The 16105-nt window shown below is 65.0% G+C and carries 15 protein-coding genes; 12 read left to right on the top strand and 3 right to left on the bottom strand.

Annotated elements, in window-relative coordinates; translation table 11 throughout:
• Positions 1-12: 12 nt before the first annotated feature.
• Positions 13-966 (bottom strand): alpha/beta hydrolase, encoded by a 954-nt coding sequence (locus AC0Z2B_RS13010; RefSeq protein WP_476297078.1) that lies wholly within the window; start codon positions 964-966, stop codon positions 13-15.
• Between the two features lie 126 nt (positions 967-1092).
• Between AC0Z2B_RS13010 and aroC the strand changes: the two genes are divergently transcribed.
• Genes aroC through mtnC form a run of 5 tightly spaced genes read left to right on the top strand, consistent with a single transcriptional unit; the run spans position 1093 to position 5219 of the window.
• On the top strand, positions 1093-2184 hold the full coding sequence (gene aroC, locus AC0Z2B_RS13005) for a chorismate synthase (RefSeq protein WP_416423078.1): 1092 nt from the start codon (positions 1093-1095) through the stop codon (positions 2182-2184).
• Positions 2184-3350 carry an MFS transporter gene (locus AC0Z2B_RS13000; protein WP_476297076.1) on the top strand — a complete coding sequence of 389 codons (1167 nt, stop codon included), beginning with the start codon at positions 2184-2186 and terminating at the stop codon, positions 3348-3350. The genes aroC and AC0Z2B_RS13000 overlap by 1 nt, the downstream gene beginning before the upstream one ends.
• Entirely contained in the window at positions 3347-3967 is a 621-nt protein-coding gene (locus tag AC0Z2B_RS12995; protein WP_476297074.1) for a methylthioribulose 1-phosphate dehydratase, read from the top strand. The genes AC0Z2B_RS13000 and AC0Z2B_RS12995 overlap by 4 nt, the downstream gene beginning before the upstream one ends.
• Before the next feature lie 18 nt (positions 3968-3985).
• Positions 3986-4531, top strand: coding sequence for a 1,2-dihydroxy-3-keto-5-methylthiopentene dioxygenase (locus AC0Z2B_RS12990; RefSeq protein WP_476297072.1), 546 nt, complete (start codon positions 3986-3988; stop codon positions 4529-4531).
• A 13-nt stretch (positions 4532-4544) separates the two neighbouring features.
• Positions 4545-5219 (top strand): acireductone synthase, encoded by a 675-nt coding sequence (gene mtnC, locus AC0Z2B_RS12985; protein ID WP_476297070.1) that lies wholly within the window; start codon positions 4545-4547, stop codon positions 5217-5219.
• A 90-nt stretch (positions 5220-5309) separates the two neighbouring features.
• Here the strand turns inward: mtnC and AC0Z2B_RS12980 are convergent, their stop codons facing one another.
• On the bottom strand, positions 5310-5588 hold the full coding sequence (locus AC0Z2B_RS12980) for a DUF3509 domain-containing protein (protein WP_416423083.1): 279 nt from the start codon (positions 5586-5588) through the stop codon (positions 5310-5312).
• A 340-nt stretch (positions 5589-5928) separates the two neighbouring features.
• Here AC0Z2B_RS12980 and AC0Z2B_RS12975 point away from each other — a divergent pair, with 340 nt between their 5' ends.
• The 4 genes from AC0Z2B_RS12975 to AC0Z2B_RS12960 all read left to right on the top strand — a co-directional run bounded on the left by AC0Z2B_RS12975 (position 5929) and on the right by AC0Z2B_RS12960 (position 9625).
• Positions 5929-6453 (top strand): ankyrin repeat domain-containing protein, encoded by a 525-nt coding sequence (locus tag AC0Z2B_RS12975; protein WP_476297068.1) that lies wholly within the window; start codon positions 5929-5931, stop codon positions 6451-6453.
• A gap of 64 nt (positions 6454-6517) precedes the next feature.
• A complete protein-coding gene (locus AC0Z2B_RS12970; RefSeq protein WP_476297066.1) occupies positions 6518-7048 on the top strand; it encodes a hypothetical protein in 531 nt (176 codons plus the stop codon).
• A gap of 133 nt (positions 7049-7181) precedes the next feature.
• Positions 7182-7373, top strand: coding sequence for a PLDc N-terminal domain-containing protein (locus AC0Z2B_RS12965; protein WP_476297196.1), 192 nt, complete (start codon positions 7182-7184; stop codon positions 7371-7373).
• Positions 7374-7546: 173 nt separating this feature from the next.
• Complete coding sequence (locus tag AC0Z2B_RS12960; protein ID WP_476297064.1) at positions 7547-9625, top strand: LTA synthase family protein; 2079 nt, start codon at positions 7547-7549, stop codon at positions 9623-9625.
• A 62-nt stretch (positions 9626-9687) separates the two neighbouring features.
• On the opposite strand, the gene AC0Z2B_RS12955 is transcribed toward AC0Z2B_RS12960, so the two are convergent.
• Positions 9688-12624 carry a hypothetical protein gene (locus tag AC0Z2B_RS12955; protein WP_476297062.1) on the bottom strand — a complete coding sequence of 979 codons (2937 nt, stop codon included), beginning with the start codon at positions 12622-12624 and terminating at the stop codon, positions 9688-9690.
• Positions 12625-12802: 178 nt separating this feature from the next.
• Here AC0Z2B_RS12955 and AC0Z2B_RS12950 point away from each other — a divergent pair, with 178 nt between their 5' ends.
• The 3 genes from AC0Z2B_RS12950 (at position 12803) to AC0Z2B_RS12940 (ending at position 16102) form a co-directional block, all read left to right on the top strand.
• Positions 12803-13039: a hypothetical protein gene (locus AC0Z2B_RS12950; protein WP_476297060.1), complete on the top strand. Its 237-nt coding sequence runs from the start codon at positions 12803-12805 to the stop codon at positions 13037-13039.
• A 223-nt stretch (positions 13040-13262) separates the two neighbouring features.
• Positions 13263-13604, top strand: a complete 342-nt coding sequence (locus AC0Z2B_RS12945; RefSeq protein ID WP_416423089.1) for a ribonuclease E inhibitor RraB — start codon at positions 13263-13265, stop codon at positions 13602-13604.
• Between the two features lie 1088 nt (positions 13605-14692).
• Positions 14693-16102 carry a circularly permuted type 2 ATP-grasp protein gene (locus AC0Z2B_RS12940; RefSeq protein WP_416423091.1) on the top strand — a complete coding sequence of 470 codons (1410 nt, stop codon included), beginning with the start codon at positions 14693-14695 and terminating at the stop codon, positions 16100-16102.
• Positions 16103-16105: the final 3 nt, after the last annotated feature.

Genomic DNA, 16105 nt, shown 5'->3' with positions numbered 1-16105 from the left:
CTATTTGCGCGATCAATGCACCGATTGGATAAACGCCACCAGGTTGCGCCCCAGTGCATCGGCCAGCGGCAGGTTGCGGTCGTTGTAGGACGCCACCTGGGCCTTGAGGTCGTTGGGCACGATGCGCAGCACGTGGTTCATGCCGTCGATCAGCACCAGCCTGGCCTTGGGCTGGGCAGCCTTGAGCGCCTGGGCGTCGGCGACGCCGACCTGGATGTCGTTGCGGCCCTGGATGATCAGCGCCGGCACCGTCAGGCGGGCGAAGGCGGCGGCCGGGTCCTGGCGCAGCAGCGACACCAGGTAGGGCTGCACGCTGGGGCGGAACACCACTTGTAAGGGTGCGGGTACATCCGCGTCGTACTGGCCGGCCTTGAGGCGGTCCAGCAGCTGCCCGGCGCGCTGCTCCAGGTCGGGGGGCAGGCGGCCCTTGAGCTGCTCGCGAATCACCTGGTCCAGGGGGCGGCCGCTGCCGGCCACGGAAACCACGGCGTCGGCGCCGGCCTGGGGCGCGGCCAGGGCGGCGATCAGCGCGCCTTCGCTGTGGCCCAGCAGAATCAGCGGGCCGTAGTGCGGGTCGGCCTTGAGCTGCCGGGCCCAGGCCTGGGCGTCGGCCACGTAGCCTTCCACGCTCAGGGTGCGCTCGTCCGGCGCCAGCGGCTGGCCGCTGGCCACGCCGCGCTTGTCGTAGCGCACGCTGGCGATGCCGTGGTTGGCCAGCAGCAGTGCCAGCTTGCGCAGGCTGTCGTTGCGCCCGCCCTGGGGGTTGTTGCCGTCGCGGTCGGTGGGGCCGGAGCCGGAGATCATCAGCACCACCGGCACCGGCTTGTCGGCCATGGGCAGCAGCAGCGAGCCGTGCAGCACGCCGCTGCCGGTGTCCAGGTCGATGGGGCGCTGGGCAATCACGGGGGCGGCCTGCAGCAGGGGGGAGACGAAGCAAATCAGCAGCGCAACAATACGTAACATCATCAAGCCAGTATCCGGAAGGTGGCAATTGGACTTATACCAAGGGCGAAGGTTCGCACATCCAGGGATGAATCAGGCCACTAGCGTGCGTATACTGCCCGTCTGATCTGATTTCGCGGAGCGTCCTGCATGTCCGGCAATACCTACGGCAAGCTGTTCACTGTCACCACCGCTGGCGAGAGCCATGGCCCGGCGTTGGTCGCCATTGTCGATGGCTGCCCACCGGGCATGGAGCTGTCCCAGCAAGACCTGCAGCGCGACCTTGACCGGCGCAAGCCGGGCACCAGCCGCCACACCACCCAGCGCCAGGAGCCCGACGAGGTCGAGATCCTGTCCGGCGTGTTCGAGGGCCGCACCACCGGTTGCGCCATCGGCCTGCTGATTCGCAACACCGACCAGAAGTCCAAGGACTACTCGGCGATCAAGGACCTGTTCCGCCCGGCCCACGCCGACTACACCCTGCACCACAAGTTCGGTGAGCGCGACTACCGTGGCGGTGGCCGCAGCTCGGCGCGCGAGACCGCCATGCGCGTGGCCGCCGGCGCCATCGCGAAGAAATACCTGGCCACCCAGGGCATCGTCATTCGCGGCTACATGAGCCAGCTGGGCCCCATCGAGATCCCGTTCAAGACCTGGGACAGCGTGGAAGAGAACGCCTTCTTCAGCCCCGACCCCGACAAGGTGCCGGAGCTGGAGGCCTACATGGACCAGCTGCGCCGTGACCAGGATTCGGTCGGCGCGAAAATCACCGTGGTCGCCGAAGGCGTCAAGCCGGGCCTGGGCGAGCCGATCTTCGACCGCCTGGACGCCGAACTGGCCCACGCGCTGATGAGCATCAACGCCGTCAAGGGCGTGGAAATCGGCGCCGGCTTTGCCTGCGTGTCCCAGCGCGGCACCGAGCACCGCGACGAGATGACCCCCGAAGGTTTCCTCAGCAACAACGCTGGCGGCATCCTGGGCGGCATCTCCTCGGGCCAGCCGATCGTCGCCCACCTGGCGCTGAAGCCAACTTCCAGCATCACCACCCCGGGCCGTTCCATCGACGTGCACGGCAACCCGGTGGAAGTCATCACCAAGGGCCGCCACGACCCGTGCGTGGGCATCCGCGCCACGCCGATCGCCGAGGCCATGATGGCCATCGTGCTGATGGACCACCTGCTGCGCAACCGCGGCCAGAACGCCGACGTGCGCGTCACCACTCCGGTGCTGGGCCAGCTGTAATGACCCTGGCCCCCGGGGCTGCCGGGGTTCCCTACTGGCGGCTCTCGGGGTTCTACCTGTTCTATTTCGCCTTGCTGGGCGCCACCGCGCCCTTCCTGGCGATGTACTTCGACCACCTGGGCTTCGCCAGCGCGCGCATCGGCGAGCTGGTGGCCATTCCCATGCTGATGCGCTGCATCGCCCCCAACCTGTGGGGCTGGCTGGGTGACCACACAGGCCAGCGCCTGGCCATCGTGCGTTTCGGCGCCCTCTGCACCCTGGGCTGTTTCTCGCTGATCTTCGTCAGCAAGACCTACGCCTGGCTGGCCATGGTCATGGCCCTGCACGCCTTTTTCTGGCACGCGGTGCTGCCGCAGTTCGAGACCATCACCCTGGCGCACCTGCACGCCCAGCCGGCGCGCTACAGCCAGGTGCGGCTGTGGGGCTCGATCGGCTTCATCCTCACCGTGGTCGGCATGGGCCGCCTGTACGAGTGGTGGAGCCTGGACGCCTATCCGTATGCGCTGGTGGTGATCATGGCCGGCATAGTTGCCGCCAGCTTCTGGGTGCCGAACATCCAGCCCCAGGTGGACCCGCGGCGGCCGGCGGGCGAGGGCTTCCTCAGCCAACTGCTGCGCCCCGGCGTGCTGGCCTTCTATGTGTGCGTGGCGCTGATGCAGGTCAGCCACGGGCCGTACTACACCTTCCTCAGCCTGCACCTGGAACACCTGGGCTACAGCCGTGGGGTGATTGGCGTGCTGTGGGCGTTGGGGGTGGTGGCCGAGGTGCTGATGTTCCTGGCCATGAGCCGCATCCTGGGGCGTTATTCGGTGCGCCAGGTGCTGGCCGCAAGCTTCCTGCTGGCCGCGCTGCGCTGGCTGTTGCTGGGCAGTTTTGCCGACCACCTGGGCCTGCTGGTGCTGGCCCAGTTGATGCACGCAGCCACCTTTGGCAGCTTCCATGCGGCCTGCATTCATTTTGTCCAGCGCACCTTCGGTGGCCGCCAGCAGGGCCAGGGCCAGGCGTTGTACGCCGCCCTGGCCGGCACCGGCGGCGCCCTGGGTGCGCTGTATTCGGGCTACAGCTGGAACAGCCTGGGGCCGGCGACGACCTTTGCGCTGGCCAGCCTCGCCGCGCTGGCCGCGGCAGTCATCATTGCCACACGGCTCAAGGAGGAGGCGGCATGAGCGTTGAGCGCGACACCCTGGCCCTGCAGATCATCGAAGCCGGACGCCTGCTGTACGGGCGTGGCTGGTCCCCGGCCACCAGCAGCAACTATTCCGCCCGCCTGGGCGCCGACCAGGCCCTGCTGACCGTCTCCGGCAAGCACAAGGGCCAGTTGGGGCCAGACGATGTGCTGGCCACCGACATGGCCGGCAACAGCCTGGAGCCGGGCAAGAAACCGTCGGCAGAGACCTTGCTGCACACCCAGTTGTACGCCTGGCAAGCGCAAATCGGCGCGGTGTTGCACACCCATTCTGTGAATGCCACGGTGTTGTCACGGCTCAGCCCGGGCACTTTCCTGGAGTTTGAAGGTTATGAGCTGCAGAAGGCCTTCAGCGGCGTGACCAGCCACCAGTCGATCGTGCGCGTGCCGATTTTCGACAACGACCAGGACATCGCCCGCCTGGCCAGCCAGGTGCAGCCCTGGCTGGACGCCCACCCCGAGTGCGTGGGCTACCTGATTCGCGGCCACGGCCTGTACACCTGGGGCGCGGCCATGAGCGACGCGCTGCGCCAGGTCGAGGCTTTCGAGTTTTTGTTCGAGTGTGAATTGAAAGTGCGATCGGTCACCGGTCGCTAGAAAAAGGAGTTGCCCCTGATGAGCAGCCTGACCGTGTACCACGTTTCCACCCCCGGCATCCCCAACAAGGTCCTGACCCACGCCGAGGACATCAGCGCCACCCTGGCCGAGCAAGGCGTGCGCTTCGAGCGCTGGCAGGCCAACGCGCCGATCCAGCCCGGCGCCAGCCAGGAACAGGTGATCGACGCCTACCGTGGGCAGATCGACCAGCTGATGACTGAATGCGGCTACCAGACCGTGGATGTCATCAGCCTGGACCGTGACCACCCGCAGAAGGCGCAGTTGCGCGCCAAGTTCCTCGACGAGCACGTGCATGGCGAGGACGAAGTGCGCTTCTTCGTCGCCGGCCGTGGCCTGTTCACCCTGCACATCGACGACTACGTCTATGCCGTGCTGTGCGAGAAGAACGACCTGATCTCGGTGCCGGCCGGCACGCCGCACTGGTTCGACATGGGCGAGCAGCCGCATTTCGTTGCCATCCGCCTGTTCAACAATGCCGAAGGCTGGGTGGCGAAGTTCACCGGCGAGCAGATCGCCAGCCTGTTCCCGCGCCTCGACGACTGACCCCGGAGCCTGCATGCCCATCACTGCCATCCTCACCGACATCGAAGGCACCACCAGCGCGGTGAGCTTCGTGTTCGATGTGCTGTTTCCCTTCGCCGCCCAGCACTTGCCCAGCTATGTGCGCGCCAACGCCGCCGAGCCTGCCGTGGCCGCGCAGTTGGACGCCGTGCGCCAGGCCAGCGGCGAGCCGGGTGCCGATGTGGAACGGGTGATCGCCATCCTGCTCGGGTGGCTGGCTGAAGACCGCAAGGCCACGCCGCTCAAGGCGTTGCAGGGGATGGTCTGGGCCCAGGGCTATAACGCCGGCCTGCTCAAGGGCCATGTGTACCCCGACGCCGTGGAGGCACTGACCCGTTGGCACGCCCAGGGCCTGCCGCTGTACGTGTATTCATCGGGCTCGGTGCAGGCGCAGCGGCTGATTTTCGGCTGCTCCCAGGCGGGGGACCTGACGCCGTTGTTCAGTGGCTACTTCGACACCACCTCGGGCGGCAAGCGTGAGGCGCAGTCGTACCGCACCATCAGCGCGGCCATGGGCGTGGCGGCGGGGCAGGTGCTGTTCCTGTCGGACGTGGTGGAGGAGTTGGATGCCGCGCGGGCGGCGGGGATGCAGACCGTGGGATTGGTGAGAGAGGGTGGGGAACTCGGCGATCACTGCTGCGTCGAAACGTTTGCCGGAATCAATCCATAAGCAACCGCGTGGCCTGCATCGCGGCCAAGGCCGGCTCCTACCACGGAACGCGTAGGAGCCGGCCTTGGCCGCGATGGGGTCAACGCGAGCTCAAGCCGAGTGATAGGTCGGCAACGCGAAGCGGTTCTGGCTCTGCAGCATGTTGATCGCCGGCAGCTCGCTGGCGGCACCCGCCAGGTCACGGCGAATGGCGCTGATCACCCAGGTCAGTTGCTCGGCGGTGTGCAGTTGCTGGTACGAGATCGACCGGCGGGTCACTTTGCCTTCGCTGTCACGCAGGGTCAGCAACACGGCGCCATCGGGGCGCGGCTGGGTGGTGACTTCATAGCCTGCGAATACGGAAGCGAATTTTTCTTGAATGAAGTTCATGTCAGCTCCTGGCTCTTTGGTTGGCAAACCTGTGAGTAAGGAGTGCAGAGCCCGTGCCAGCTTTGCCATCAGGGCGAGACCCAATGAAACCGGGCACTTCAGGAAAATCGTGAATTTCAGATCCGTGCAAAATGCATGACTGGTCATTTGTTGCACGGCATTTTGCGCGACGGGTTCGGACAAACCCGGGGGAGGGTGGGGCGACTTTTCAGCCATCCCTATGGTCTATGACAACGTATTGCCAATTAATTCCCTTGTCCGCCGCCATCGGCAGGTTCTGTTGACCACCTGTCGCCGCCCCCGGACACTGAACAGCATTAGCCAGCCAGGAGAGCCCACCATGACCGACGCCCAACCCGCCCGCCAGATGACCCCGGACGAAGCTGCCGAATTCGCCGCGCAAGTGTTCGACGTGGCCCGCAGCGGCGACGCCGAGATGCTGGGCCGCCTGCTGGACAAGGGCCTGCCGGTGAACCTGCGCAACCACAAGGGCGACACCCTGCTGATGCTGGCCGCCTACCATGGCCATCAGGACGCCGTGCGCGTGCTGCTGGCCCACGGCGCCGATCCTGAAATTCGCAACGATAACAACCAGAGCCCGGTGGCCGGTGCCGCGTTCAAGGGCGACCTGGCGGTGGTGCAGCTGTTGATCGAGGGCGGCGCCAGCGTTGAAGGCGCCGGCGGCGATGGCCGCACCGCACTGATGATGGCGGCCATGTTCAACCGCACCGCCATCGTCGACTACCTGCTGGCCCAGGGCGCCGACCCCGATGCCCGCGACGCCAACGGCGCCACCGCCCTGGCCGCGGCACAGACCATGGGCGCCCAGGACACCGCCGCGCGGCTGGCCAGGCTCACGGCCTGATACCCTCGGGGCGCGAATGCGGCTATGCTTTGCGCCCTTTTTTCGTCCGCTGCAGGCTGCCCCCATGAAAGACCAACTGATTGAACTCATCACCAAGATCAGCTCGGGCTGCCTGGCGGACGCCGACATCGCGCGCATCGCCGACGAAGCGGCCCAAGCCTACGCCGACCCGCAGGCGTTCCTGGCGGCCAACCCGGACATCAACTACGACGACAGCTTCCCCATTGCCCTGGGCGAGTGGGTGGTGGTCGGCAGCCTGCCCGACACCGTGCTGTTCCAGGCCGACACCTACCAGGACCTGTTCCAGCAGATCACCGACTCGTTCGGCCCGGGCGTGGCGTTCAACTTCAAGGCCAAGCAACTGGCCAAGGTCGAGCCGCTGACCGCGCTCAACCGCATCCAGGTGCAGATGAGCAGCCTGGCCAAGGAAGACGGCGGCTACACCCTGGTCGACTTCAGCCAACCGCTGGATGACGAGCTGCAGTGCGTGCTGGTGTTCGGCAAGGACGTGGAGCGCGTACTGGAACTGTGCACCGCAGCGAACATCGCCGCCGCCGCCTCCCTGGAAGCCCTGAAAATCGCCGTGCACATCTAACCCGTAGCAGCTGCCGAAGGCTGCGTCCGTGTTCCAGGCACCCATTGCGGCGCTCCCGGACGCGGCCTGTGGCCGCTGCTACAACGTGGTGGGCTACGCTGAAGGGGGAATCCCTTTCTCGGAGCACTTCCCCATGGGTTCCACCTTCAATGGCCTGGTCGGCCTGATCATTCTGGCCCTGGATATCTGGGCGATCATCAATGTGCTGAAAAGCAGCGCCGAAGTCGGGATGAAAATCATCTGGGTGCTGCTGATCCTGCTGTTGCCGGTGCTGGGCCTGATTATCTGGGCCATCGCCGGCCCACGGGGCAATGTGCGCTTCTGAATTGTTACGCCGTGTGTGGGGGGGCAGCCCTGCCCCCTGTTTAGCAGGCCTTTCACACCGATATGACTTTTGCCTTGGCAAAATTATGCAGTGCATCCCCTGCCATCTTGATGCACCATTTGCCGCCTCGTGTTTCACGATTCCAATAAACTATCCACGGATTTTCTATCGACATGGCCAACACGGACGCCTTGGGTCCGGCGCAGGCGTATAAACGCCGGCAGCCGACCGTCAAATCCCACCTTGCCTACACGCTGCTCAGCGGCCTGGCCATCATGGTGCTGCTCAGCCTGCTACGCCTGGCATTGCTGATCTACAACCGTGAAATGATCCTCGACACCCCGGCTTCCACCTTTGTCGAGGCCTTCGGCAACGGCCTGCGCTTCGACGTGCGCCTGGTGGTGTACACCCTGGTACCGCTGGTGGTCGCCACGCTGGTGCCATGGTTGATGGCCCGCCGCGGCCTGTGGCGGTTCTGGCTGACTATTACCTCCAGCGTGATGATGTTCCTGGGCCTGATGGAGCTGGACTTCTTCCGCGAGTTCCACCAACGCCTCAACGGCCTGGTGTTCCAGTACGTAAAGGAAGACCCCAAGACCGTGCTGAGCATGCTCTGGTACGGCTACCCGGTGGTGCGCTACCTGCTGGCCTGGGCCTTGGTGACCTGGCTGCTCAGCCTGGTGTTCAAGGGCATCGACCGCCTGACGCGCCCGCGCGTGGACTACGTGGCCAGCGGCCGCCGCCCGGTGGCGCCGTGGTATGGCCGCGTGGCCGTGTTCGTGGTGCTGCTGGCCGTGGCCGTGGTCGCCGCCCGTGGCACCCTGCGCCAGGGCCCGCCGCTGCGTTGGGGTGATGCCTACACCACCGATTCCAACTTTGCCAACCAGCTGGGCCTCAATGGCACCCTGAGCCTGATCGGCGCGGCGAAAAGCAGCTTCTCCGACGAGCGCGACAACATCTGGAAGGCCACCATCCCCCAGGATGACGCCCAACAGACCGTGCGCAACATGCTGCTGACCGCCAACGACAAGCTGGTGGACGCCGACACCGCCGCGGTGCGCCGTGACTTCACGCCGCCGGCGCAGAACGTCATGGGCTACAAGAACGTCGTGGTCATCCTGATGGAAAGCTTTGCCGGTCACTCGGTGGGCGCCCTGGGTGCACCCGGCAACATCACCCCGTACTTCGACAAGCTGGCGAAGGAAGGCGTGCTGTTCGACCACTTCTTCTCCAACGGCACCCATACCCACCAGGGCATGTTCGCCACCATGGGTTGCTTCCCCAACCTGCCAGGTTTCGAATACCTGATGCAGACCCCCGAGGGCGCGCACAAGCTGTCGGGCCTGCCGGAGCTGCTCAGCGCGCGCAACTACGATGACGTGTACGTGTACAACGGTGACTTCGCCTGGGACAACCAGTCCGGCTTCTTCGCCAACCAGGGCATGACCACCTTCATCGGCCGCAACGACTTCGTCAACCCGGTGTTCTCCGACCCCACCTGGGGCGTGTCCGACCAGGACATGTTCGACCGTGGCGCCCAGGAACTGGCCAAGCGCGACAAGGCCGGCAAGCCGTTCTACGCGTTGCTGCAAACCCTGTCCAACCACACCCCGTACGCCATCCCGTCGCCGCTGCCGGTACCCCAGGTCACCGACCGTGGCCCGCTGAACCAGCACCTCACGGCCATGCGCTACTCCGACTGGGCCCTGGGCCAGTTCTTCGAGAAGGCCAAGAAGGAACCGTACTTCAAGGACACCCTGTTCATCGTGGTGGGTGACCATGGCTTCGGCAACGAACAGCAGATCACCGAGATGGACCTGGGCCGCTTCAACGTGCCCATGCTGATGATTGGCGAAGGCCTGCAGCAGAAGTTCGGCGCGGTGAACCACACCGTGGGTACCCAGATCGATATCGTGCCCACAATCATGGGCCGTGTCGGTGGCGAAACCCGCAACCAGTGCTGGGGTCGTGACCTGCTGAACCTGCCGGATGGCGACAAGGGCTTCGGCGTGATCAAGCCTTCGGGCAACGAGCAGACCGTGGCCATCATCACCGGTGACCGCATCCTGGTACAGCCCAAGGACATGCCACCGCGCATGTTCCGCTTCCAGCTGGGCAGCGACCCGAAAGCCGAGCCGATCGCCGATCAGCCCGACCAGGCCGACCTGCTGCACAAGCTTGACTCGTTCATCCAGACGGCCACCAAGAGCCTGCTGGACAACACGGCGGGCGTGGCGGACTCGAAGAAGTAAGCTGACACCTGCAATGTAAAAAACCGATGCCAGCGATGGCATCGGTTTTTTTGTGCAAGCGATTACCGGGGCGTTGATGCCCCCGGCCGTTGGATCACCAGCCGGTTGAGGTAGATGCGCGAGCTTGCCAGGGTCTCGCCCACGTCCGCGATCACGATGGCGGGCACCAGCTGGTTCGCGGTGTATGCCCGCCGGATTGCCCGGCGCAGGTCGCCACGTGGCACGTTGCGCAGGATGTAGTGCGCCCAGGAACGATCAACCAGCCCCATCATCGGGCCGGTGAGGGTGATGGAGCCGAAATCCCAGAACATCAGCCGCGGGTAGACGATATACAGCGCCTGGGAAGAGGGGTGGCGGCACACCGGTATCTTGATGCCGCGGATGTCGATGTCGCCGAGCAGCGCGTAGCCTTGCTGGGCCAGCAACTGCCGGGCCAGCCGGGCATTGACCCGGCGTTGGCTGACCAGGTCCCGTTGGCCCAGCAGGGCGTTGTTGCGCAGGGTGCGCAGCCGGGCAAGGTCGCCGTCGTAGGCCAGCATCTGTTCTGCCGGGACTTGGAAGGGGTGGCGCAGGCCTTCGAGGGCAAACCGCGACACGTTGAGCTGGTCGATGGTCAGCAACCCAGGGGTCAATACCAGCGGTTCGCCGGCCTGCAGCAGGTCCGGGCGGGGCGGCGCAGGTGCCAACACTTCCTCTTCGTTGAACTGGAACTGGCCCTGCTCAAGCCAGTGCGCCGCCTCGGCAAACGCCGCTTCGTCCTCGGGTTCCAGCCCGGCCTGGGCCAGCAGTTGCGGCTCGACCCAGTGCTGCGGCTGCTCGACCACGGGCTGCTCAACCACGGGAGGTTCGGCCACGGGCAATTCGACCTCGGGCGCCCACAAGGCGGCCACGTGGGTGCGCCAGGCCAGGGAGTCGCTGCGCCGGACGGGCTGGCGCAGGGCATCGGGCTGCCGCGCGTCAAGGGCGCGGTAGCTGCCATGCACGGCGCTGTAGTCCACCTCGTGCTGGCGCACCTGGGTGGGGCTGTCGATGTGCCGTATGTAGTGGCGCCCGGCGTGGTGGTAGACGCCGTCGCTGTCGGGGCTGGCGTGGGCCAGGTCGACCTTGGCCTCGGCCAGGGCAGGCAGCGCTTCGGCAATTGGGCGAGGGCCGACTAGCCGCGCTTGCAGCACCTCGGGGCCGTGCCTGAACAGTGCCACGGGCGTGTGCGCCGGCCCCGGCAGGTGGCCGACGGGCACCAGCCCGGCCAGCGCGCCGCCGATTTCATCCACCGCCTGCTCGTGGTCGCCGCGCTTCCAGGCCCGCACGCCATCGGCCACGGCCCGGGCGCTGAGCAGGCCGTTGACGGCAAGGCCCAGCCACGGGTTGACGGCCATGGCCACGGCCGACACCGCGATGGTGCACAGGGTGACGGCCACGTGCAGGTCGCTTTCCCGGTCGCTGGTGGACGCTGCGTCCGCCGAGGCCATCAAGGTGTCGACCTGGGCCTCGAAACCGGCGTCCAGCGCGGCTTCGGTCAGCAGGCCGTCCTGCAGGGTCGGCTGCCAGGCGGGGTCGGGTGGGGCACCCATGCGGGTGCGCTGGCGGTGCACGGCATGGCGGGCACGCTGCAGCAGGGCAAAGGCGGTGTGAAATTGCAGCTGGGCGGCGTTGTCGATCTGCCCGCGGATAAAGGCCGGGTAGCTGCCGCCCACGTCCACCTCGCGCACCACCTCGCGGATCAGGTCGGCCTCAAGGCCTGGGACGATGTTGCGGTGCTGGTCCACCACCAGCCCGGTGAGCCGGTAGTCCAGGTCCAGCGGGCTGATGTTGGCCAGGGCCTTGTCGACGATCGGGGTCACGTCGCGGCCGCGCTTCACCTCGCTGTAGATCAGCCAGGGCAGGCCTTTCCATAAATTGGGGATGACGCCCAGCACCCGTGCCTCGCTGATGTACAGCTGGTCCACGTCGATGCGCCGCTTCAGCCGGCGTCGCAGTTCGCCTTCTACGCGGGCCTTGGCGAAGCCCTTGAGGCTGGGCAACCGGTGCATCAACTGCTGAAAGCGCAGGTGATGGCTGATCAGCGTGCGGGTACGGGTGGCGAGCGCTTCACGGGCCTGGGGCGTGGCCTGGGCCAGCCAAGGGGGTTCGATGGCACGCAGCAGGCTGGCAGTGCGGCGGGTGAAAAAGCCGTTGGGGCTGAACGCTTCGTGCAGGTCGGTGGCGCGGGTCAGGCCGATTACCCATTCCTCGCCCTGCAGCGGGCTGAGGTCGCGGTGGTGCAGGTGGTAATTGAAGTCGTCCAGCTGCTTGTCATGCCAGTGCTGCAACAACTGGGCAAACAGGTGCCCGGTTATTTCGCTGAAGGTCACCGGTGCATGGGGTTCGCGCTCCAGGTGTTTGTGGCCGCGGATGGGCACGCCGGGGCGCAGGGTGTCGAGGTTTTGCAGGCGCTGGCGCAGGCCGGCCAGGTCCGCGAAGGCTTCCAGGCCGCCACCGGGGGTGAACAGTAGCAACAGGCCGACTTCCTCGGCCTGGGCCAGGTTGACCAGCGGCACCCGCGCCGACTGTGCCAGCACGAAGCTGCCGATGGCTTGCACGCGTGTGTCGCTGGTATCCAGGTACAGGGCGTACGCGCGGGTGACGCGACCGTAATAGCGCGTACGCTCGGCCAGGTCAGGCCATTGGTAGACGCTTTTGGCCATCAGCCAGTGCTCTTTGCCCAGCAGGCCGTCGGCATGCAACAGTTCGGCCTGGGAATAGAAGTGGCTGCCCAGGGCGGTAGCGGCCACCGCTGCGTGAGCCTGGCCGCTTTCCGTGCGCCGGTAGTCGCGGCAGCGGCTGGGGTAGGCCTTGGGCAGTTTGTCCAGCGGTGTGCGTGGATCGTCGGGCTCAAGGCGCTGCCCCATGCGCCGGAACACCGACAGCGGCGTGGGAACCTGGGCCAGGGCGCCCAGCAGGGTGTGATAGTGAGCGAGCACATCATCGTAGTGCTTCATGGCAGCTAGGGTATCGGTCATGACCGTCTCCTTGGGTGGAAACGCTGCATTTCGCCCGTTCATCTGCTCGCCAAGGTGTTATCTAAATGAATCATTGCCACTGGTGGGCACCCGGCCGGAACGATGCCGGCCCTGGCCGGTCAAGTGAAGTAAGGCGCAAGCCTTGTGTCGTCGACTCCGTTCTGCCGAGGAGATCTAGATGAAAAAGTGGCAAATCACGTTTATCGATGAACATGGCCAGCAGTTGAACCTGCTGGTCGATGCGCAGGAGCGTCCCGACAAGGACGAGGCGGCCAGGCATGTGCGTGCCTATTACCGCCCGGTGCTGGAAAAGGCCGACCTCAACGATTTTGATAACCGTGCCGCGGAACCGGCGGCCAAGGCGCTCAAGGAGATGAATGCCATGGAAATCGTTTCTGTGACGCCAGTCGACTGATCCGCAATTGGTGCGCCTGACCCTCTGGCACAGGCGCCGCCTTCGCGCTACTCTGCAATCGAGAGCGGCCTGCCCCCTTTGGCCGTGCCCTCGTCTTGTTGTCAGCTCCATGCTTGTTTCCGGGTGACCCTTGAGTCGCGTAGTCCCATTGCAGTCGTTTTTCTGCTAACGGAGGTCCTGGAAGTACTGAAAGTCTATCCATCAATGATGAGGAGGACGATTCATGAGCACAGCCTATCAAGAAGACATCAGCACCCACGTGCTGCGCCGCATGAAGGAAGGCGGCTTCGATTTTGCCAGCATCCACCCCATCGAGTTCTATGCCGTGTTCCCGGACGAAAAGCGTGCGCGCACGGCAGCGGGCAAGTTCCAGGGCGAATCACTCAATGCCCAGGTCAGCGAACGTGACGATGGGGCCTGGTACCTGGAGTTGAGCAAGGTGATGTTCGCCACCTATGGCGGCATTGGCGAGTTCGAGCAGGACTTCGAAGCCGTGATCGAACCGCTGGGCGGGGAGATAGAAGGGTGGGGTGTGAAGCATCAGGTGCAGCGCCTGCAGGCTTGACTGACCCCCGCAGTACATGACGGCTGGCCCATGGGCTGGCCGTTTTAGTTTGCAGGCCATCCATCACACTACCTCCAGTTATTGCTGTTGCCCTGGCTTGTGATCTTGATCTGGCTTTTGATCTGGCTTTTGATCTGGCTTTTGATCTGGCTTTTGACTTGGCTTTTGACTTGGCTTTTGACTTGGCTTTTGATCTTGATTGTATGCCCCGTAAAGCGCCCGGGCCGACTGGAGGCGTCGATCAACGGGCTGCCCGAAGGGCCGAGGCCGTAGGCCGAAGAGACGGTAACCCGCAGGCTTCTATAGCGGGTGCCGTCTGCCCGTTGAGCGGCGCCGGAAGGAGGGGACCCGTAGCGCAGCGAAGGGCCCAAGCAGGGGCAAGCGTTTTTTGGTTACTTTTTTTGGCGTTTGAAAAAAAGTGACCCGCCGTAAGGGCGGAAAGGTGATTGTGCATCACCCGTGATAATGGATGTGGTCACGATAGTTGGATCCTGCTTTTGATGGTTTTGGACATATCCATTTTCGTGGTGCGCCCACCGACCGTTTCGCCCTTACGGCGACTCACTTTTTGGCAGTCGCCCCAAAAAGTAAGCAAAAAGGGCTTGCCCCTGCTTGGGCCCTCCGCTGCGCTACGGGTCCCCTCCCTCCGGCGTCGCTCAAGCGGACGACGGCCCGGAATAGAAGCGCCTCCGGTTCCGTCTCCCTCGGCTACGCCTCGGCCCGCTCGATCAACGCCTCCAGTCGGCCCGGGCGCTTAACGGGGCCAAGATCAAAATCAAAAGCCAGATCAAAAGCCAGATCAAGATCAAGAGCTTCAAGATCGAAAACTATGGGCGGCGGGTTGAATATTCATTAAAAAAACTGTCTGGCGCAGCGTTGCCGAAATCATCTCTGTCTATGCTGGTCATAGCAATTAGCCTTGAACTACCGCTTCGCAATGAAGCGTCCGGGGACGGGTTGGGGTCAATGACGCACAGGAATGGTGCGAGCGCGAATCGGGCGTTATCCAACCTGTTGTTATTTAAGCGTTTCTGCCGCTGGCACGAGCCTTGCGATGGGCTTGGTGTCCGGGTGACAAGGAGTACGGCATGATCCGCACCTTTTATGATGAGATGTACGATGCCGGCGGCGTGGTCCGCCCGCATTACCGGGAGTTCGCGCGCTGGCTGGCCGACACCCCCGAAGAGCTCCTGGCCCAACGGCGCCGGGAAGCCGATCTGCTGTTCCACCGGGCTGGCATCACTTTCACGCTCTATGGCGACGAGCAGGGCACCGAGCGGCTGATTCCGTTCGATACCATTCCGCGCAGTATCCCGGCCAGCGAGTGGCGGGTGGTGGAGCGCGGCTGTATCCAGCGGGTCAAGGCACTGAACATGTTCCTGGCCGACCTGTACCACGACCAGCGCATCATCAAGGCCGGCATCATCCCCGCCGAACAGGTGCTGGCCAACGAGCAGTACCAGCTGGCCATGCAGGGCCTGAACCTGCACCGTGACATCTACTCGCACATTTCCGGCGTCGACCTGGTGCGCGACGGCGATGGCAGCTACTACGTGCTGGAAGACAACCTGCGCACGCCCAGCGGCGTGAGCTACATGCTTGAAGACCGCAAGATGATGATGCGCCTGTTCCCCGAGCTGTTCGCGGCCCAGCGCATCGCCCCCATCGACCATTACCCGAGCATGCTGCTCGACACCCTGAAAAGCTCCAGCCACCTGGACAACCCCAGCGTGGTGGTGCTGACCCCCGGGCGCTTCAACAGTGCATTTTTCGAGCATGCGTTCCTGGCCCGCGAGATGGGCGTGGAACTGGTGGAGGGCGCCGACCTGTTCGTGCGCGACGACCGCGTGTTCATGCGCACCACCGACGGCCCCAAGGCCGTGGACGTGATCTACCGCCGCCTCGACGATGCCTTCCTCGACCCGCTGGCGTTCAACCCCGAATCGATGCTGGGCGTGCCCGGCCTGCTGGCGGCGTACCGCTCGGGCAACGTGGTGCTGGCCAACGCCATCGGCACCGGCGTGGCAGACGACAAGTCGGTGTACCCCTACGTCACCGACATGATCCGTTTCTACCTGGACGAGGAGCCGATCCTCAAGAACGTGCCGACGTGGCAGTGCCGCAACCCCAAGGAACTGTCCCACGTGCTGGCCAACCTGCCCGACCTGGTGGTCAAGGAGACCCAGGGGTCGGGCGGCTACGGCATGCTGGTGGGCCCTGCCGCCAGTGCGGCCGAGATCGAGAACTTCCGTGCCCGCCTCAAGGCGCGGCCCCATGCCTACATCGCGCAGCCGACGCTGTCGTTGTCGACCTGCCCGACCTTCGTCGAGAACGGCATTGCCCCGCGCCATATCGACCTGCGCCCGTTCGTCCTGGCCGGCCGCGAAACCCGCGTGGTGCCTGGCGGGTTGACCCGCGTGGCGCTGCGCGAGGGCTCGCTGGTGGTCAACTCGTCACAGGGTGGCGGAACCAAGGACACTTGGGTGGTCGAGGATTAAGGA

The organism is Pseudomonas sp. GYB4201, from assembly GCF_056312595.1.
The sequence above is the reverse complement of the archived record's forward strand: the minus strand, read 5'-3'. Positions and strand labels throughout refer to the sequence as shown.

What these genes read in the sequence shown, in the direction of transcription:
- aroC (WP_416423078.1), top strand. Translation starts at nt 1,093, where the DNA reads ATGTCCGGCAATACCTACGGCAAGCTGTTCACTGTCACCACCGCTGGC.
- AC0Z2B_RS12970 (WP_476297066.1), top strand. Translation starts at nt 6,518, where the DNA reads ATGAAAGACCAACTGATTGAACTCATCACCAAGATCAGCTCGGGCTGC.
- AC0Z2B_RS13000 (WP_476297076.1), top strand. Translation starts at nt 2,184, where the DNA reads ATGACCCTGGCCCCCGGGGCTGCCGGGGTTCCCTACTGGCGGCTCTCG.
- AC0Z2B_RS12950 (WP_476297060.1), top strand. Translation starts at nt 12,803, where the DNA reads ATGAAAAAGTGGCAAATCACGTTTATCGATGAACATGGCCAGCAGTTG.
- AC0Z2B_RS12940 (WP_416423091.1), top strand. Translation starts at nt 14,693, where the DNA reads ATGATCCGCACCTTTTATGATGAGATGTACGATGCCGGCGGCGTGGTC.
- mtnC (WP_476297070.1), top strand. Translation starts at nt 4,545, where the DNA reads ATGCCCATCACTGCCATCCTCACCGACATCGAAGGCACCACCAGCGCG.
- AC0Z2B_RS12965 (WP_476297196.1), top strand. Translation starts at nt 7,182, where the DNA reads ATGGGTTCCACCTTCAATGGCCTGGTCGGCCTGATCATTCTGGCCCTG.
- AC0Z2B_RS12990 (WP_476297072.1), top strand. Translation starts at nt 3,986, where the DNA reads ATGAGCAGCCTGACCGTGTACCACGTTTCCACCCCCGGCATCCCCAAC.
- AC0Z2B_RS13010 (WP_476297078.1), bottom strand. Translation starts at nt 966, where the DNA reads ATGATGTTACGTATTGTTGCGCTGCTGATTTGCTTCGTCTCCCCCCTG.
- AC0Z2B_RS12975 (WP_476297068.1), top strand. Translation starts at nt 5,929, where the DNA reads ATGACCGACGCCCAACCCGCCCGCCAGATGACCCCGGACGAAGCTGCC.
- AC0Z2B_RS12960 (WP_476297064.1), top strand. Translation starts at nt 7,547, where the DNA reads ATGGCCAACACGGACGCCTTGGGTCCGGCGCAGGCGTATAAACGCCGG.
- AC0Z2B_RS12955 (WP_476297062.1), bottom strand. Translation starts at nt 12,624, where the DNA reads ATGACCGATACCCTAGCTGCCATGAAGCACTACGATGATGTGCTCGCT.
- AC0Z2B_RS12945 (WP_416423089.1), top strand. Translation starts at nt 13,263, where the DNA reads ATGAGCACAGCCTATCAAGAAGACATCAGCACCCACGTGCTGCGCCGC.
- AC0Z2B_RS12995 (WP_476297074.1), top strand. Translation starts at nt 3,347, where the DNA reads ATGAGCGTTGAGCGCGACACCCTGGCCCTGCAGATCATCGAAGCCGGA.
- AC0Z2B_RS12980 (WP_416423083.1), bottom strand. Translation starts at nt 5,588, where the DNA reads ATGAACTTCATTCAAGAAAAATTCGCTTCCGTATTCGCAGGCTATGAA.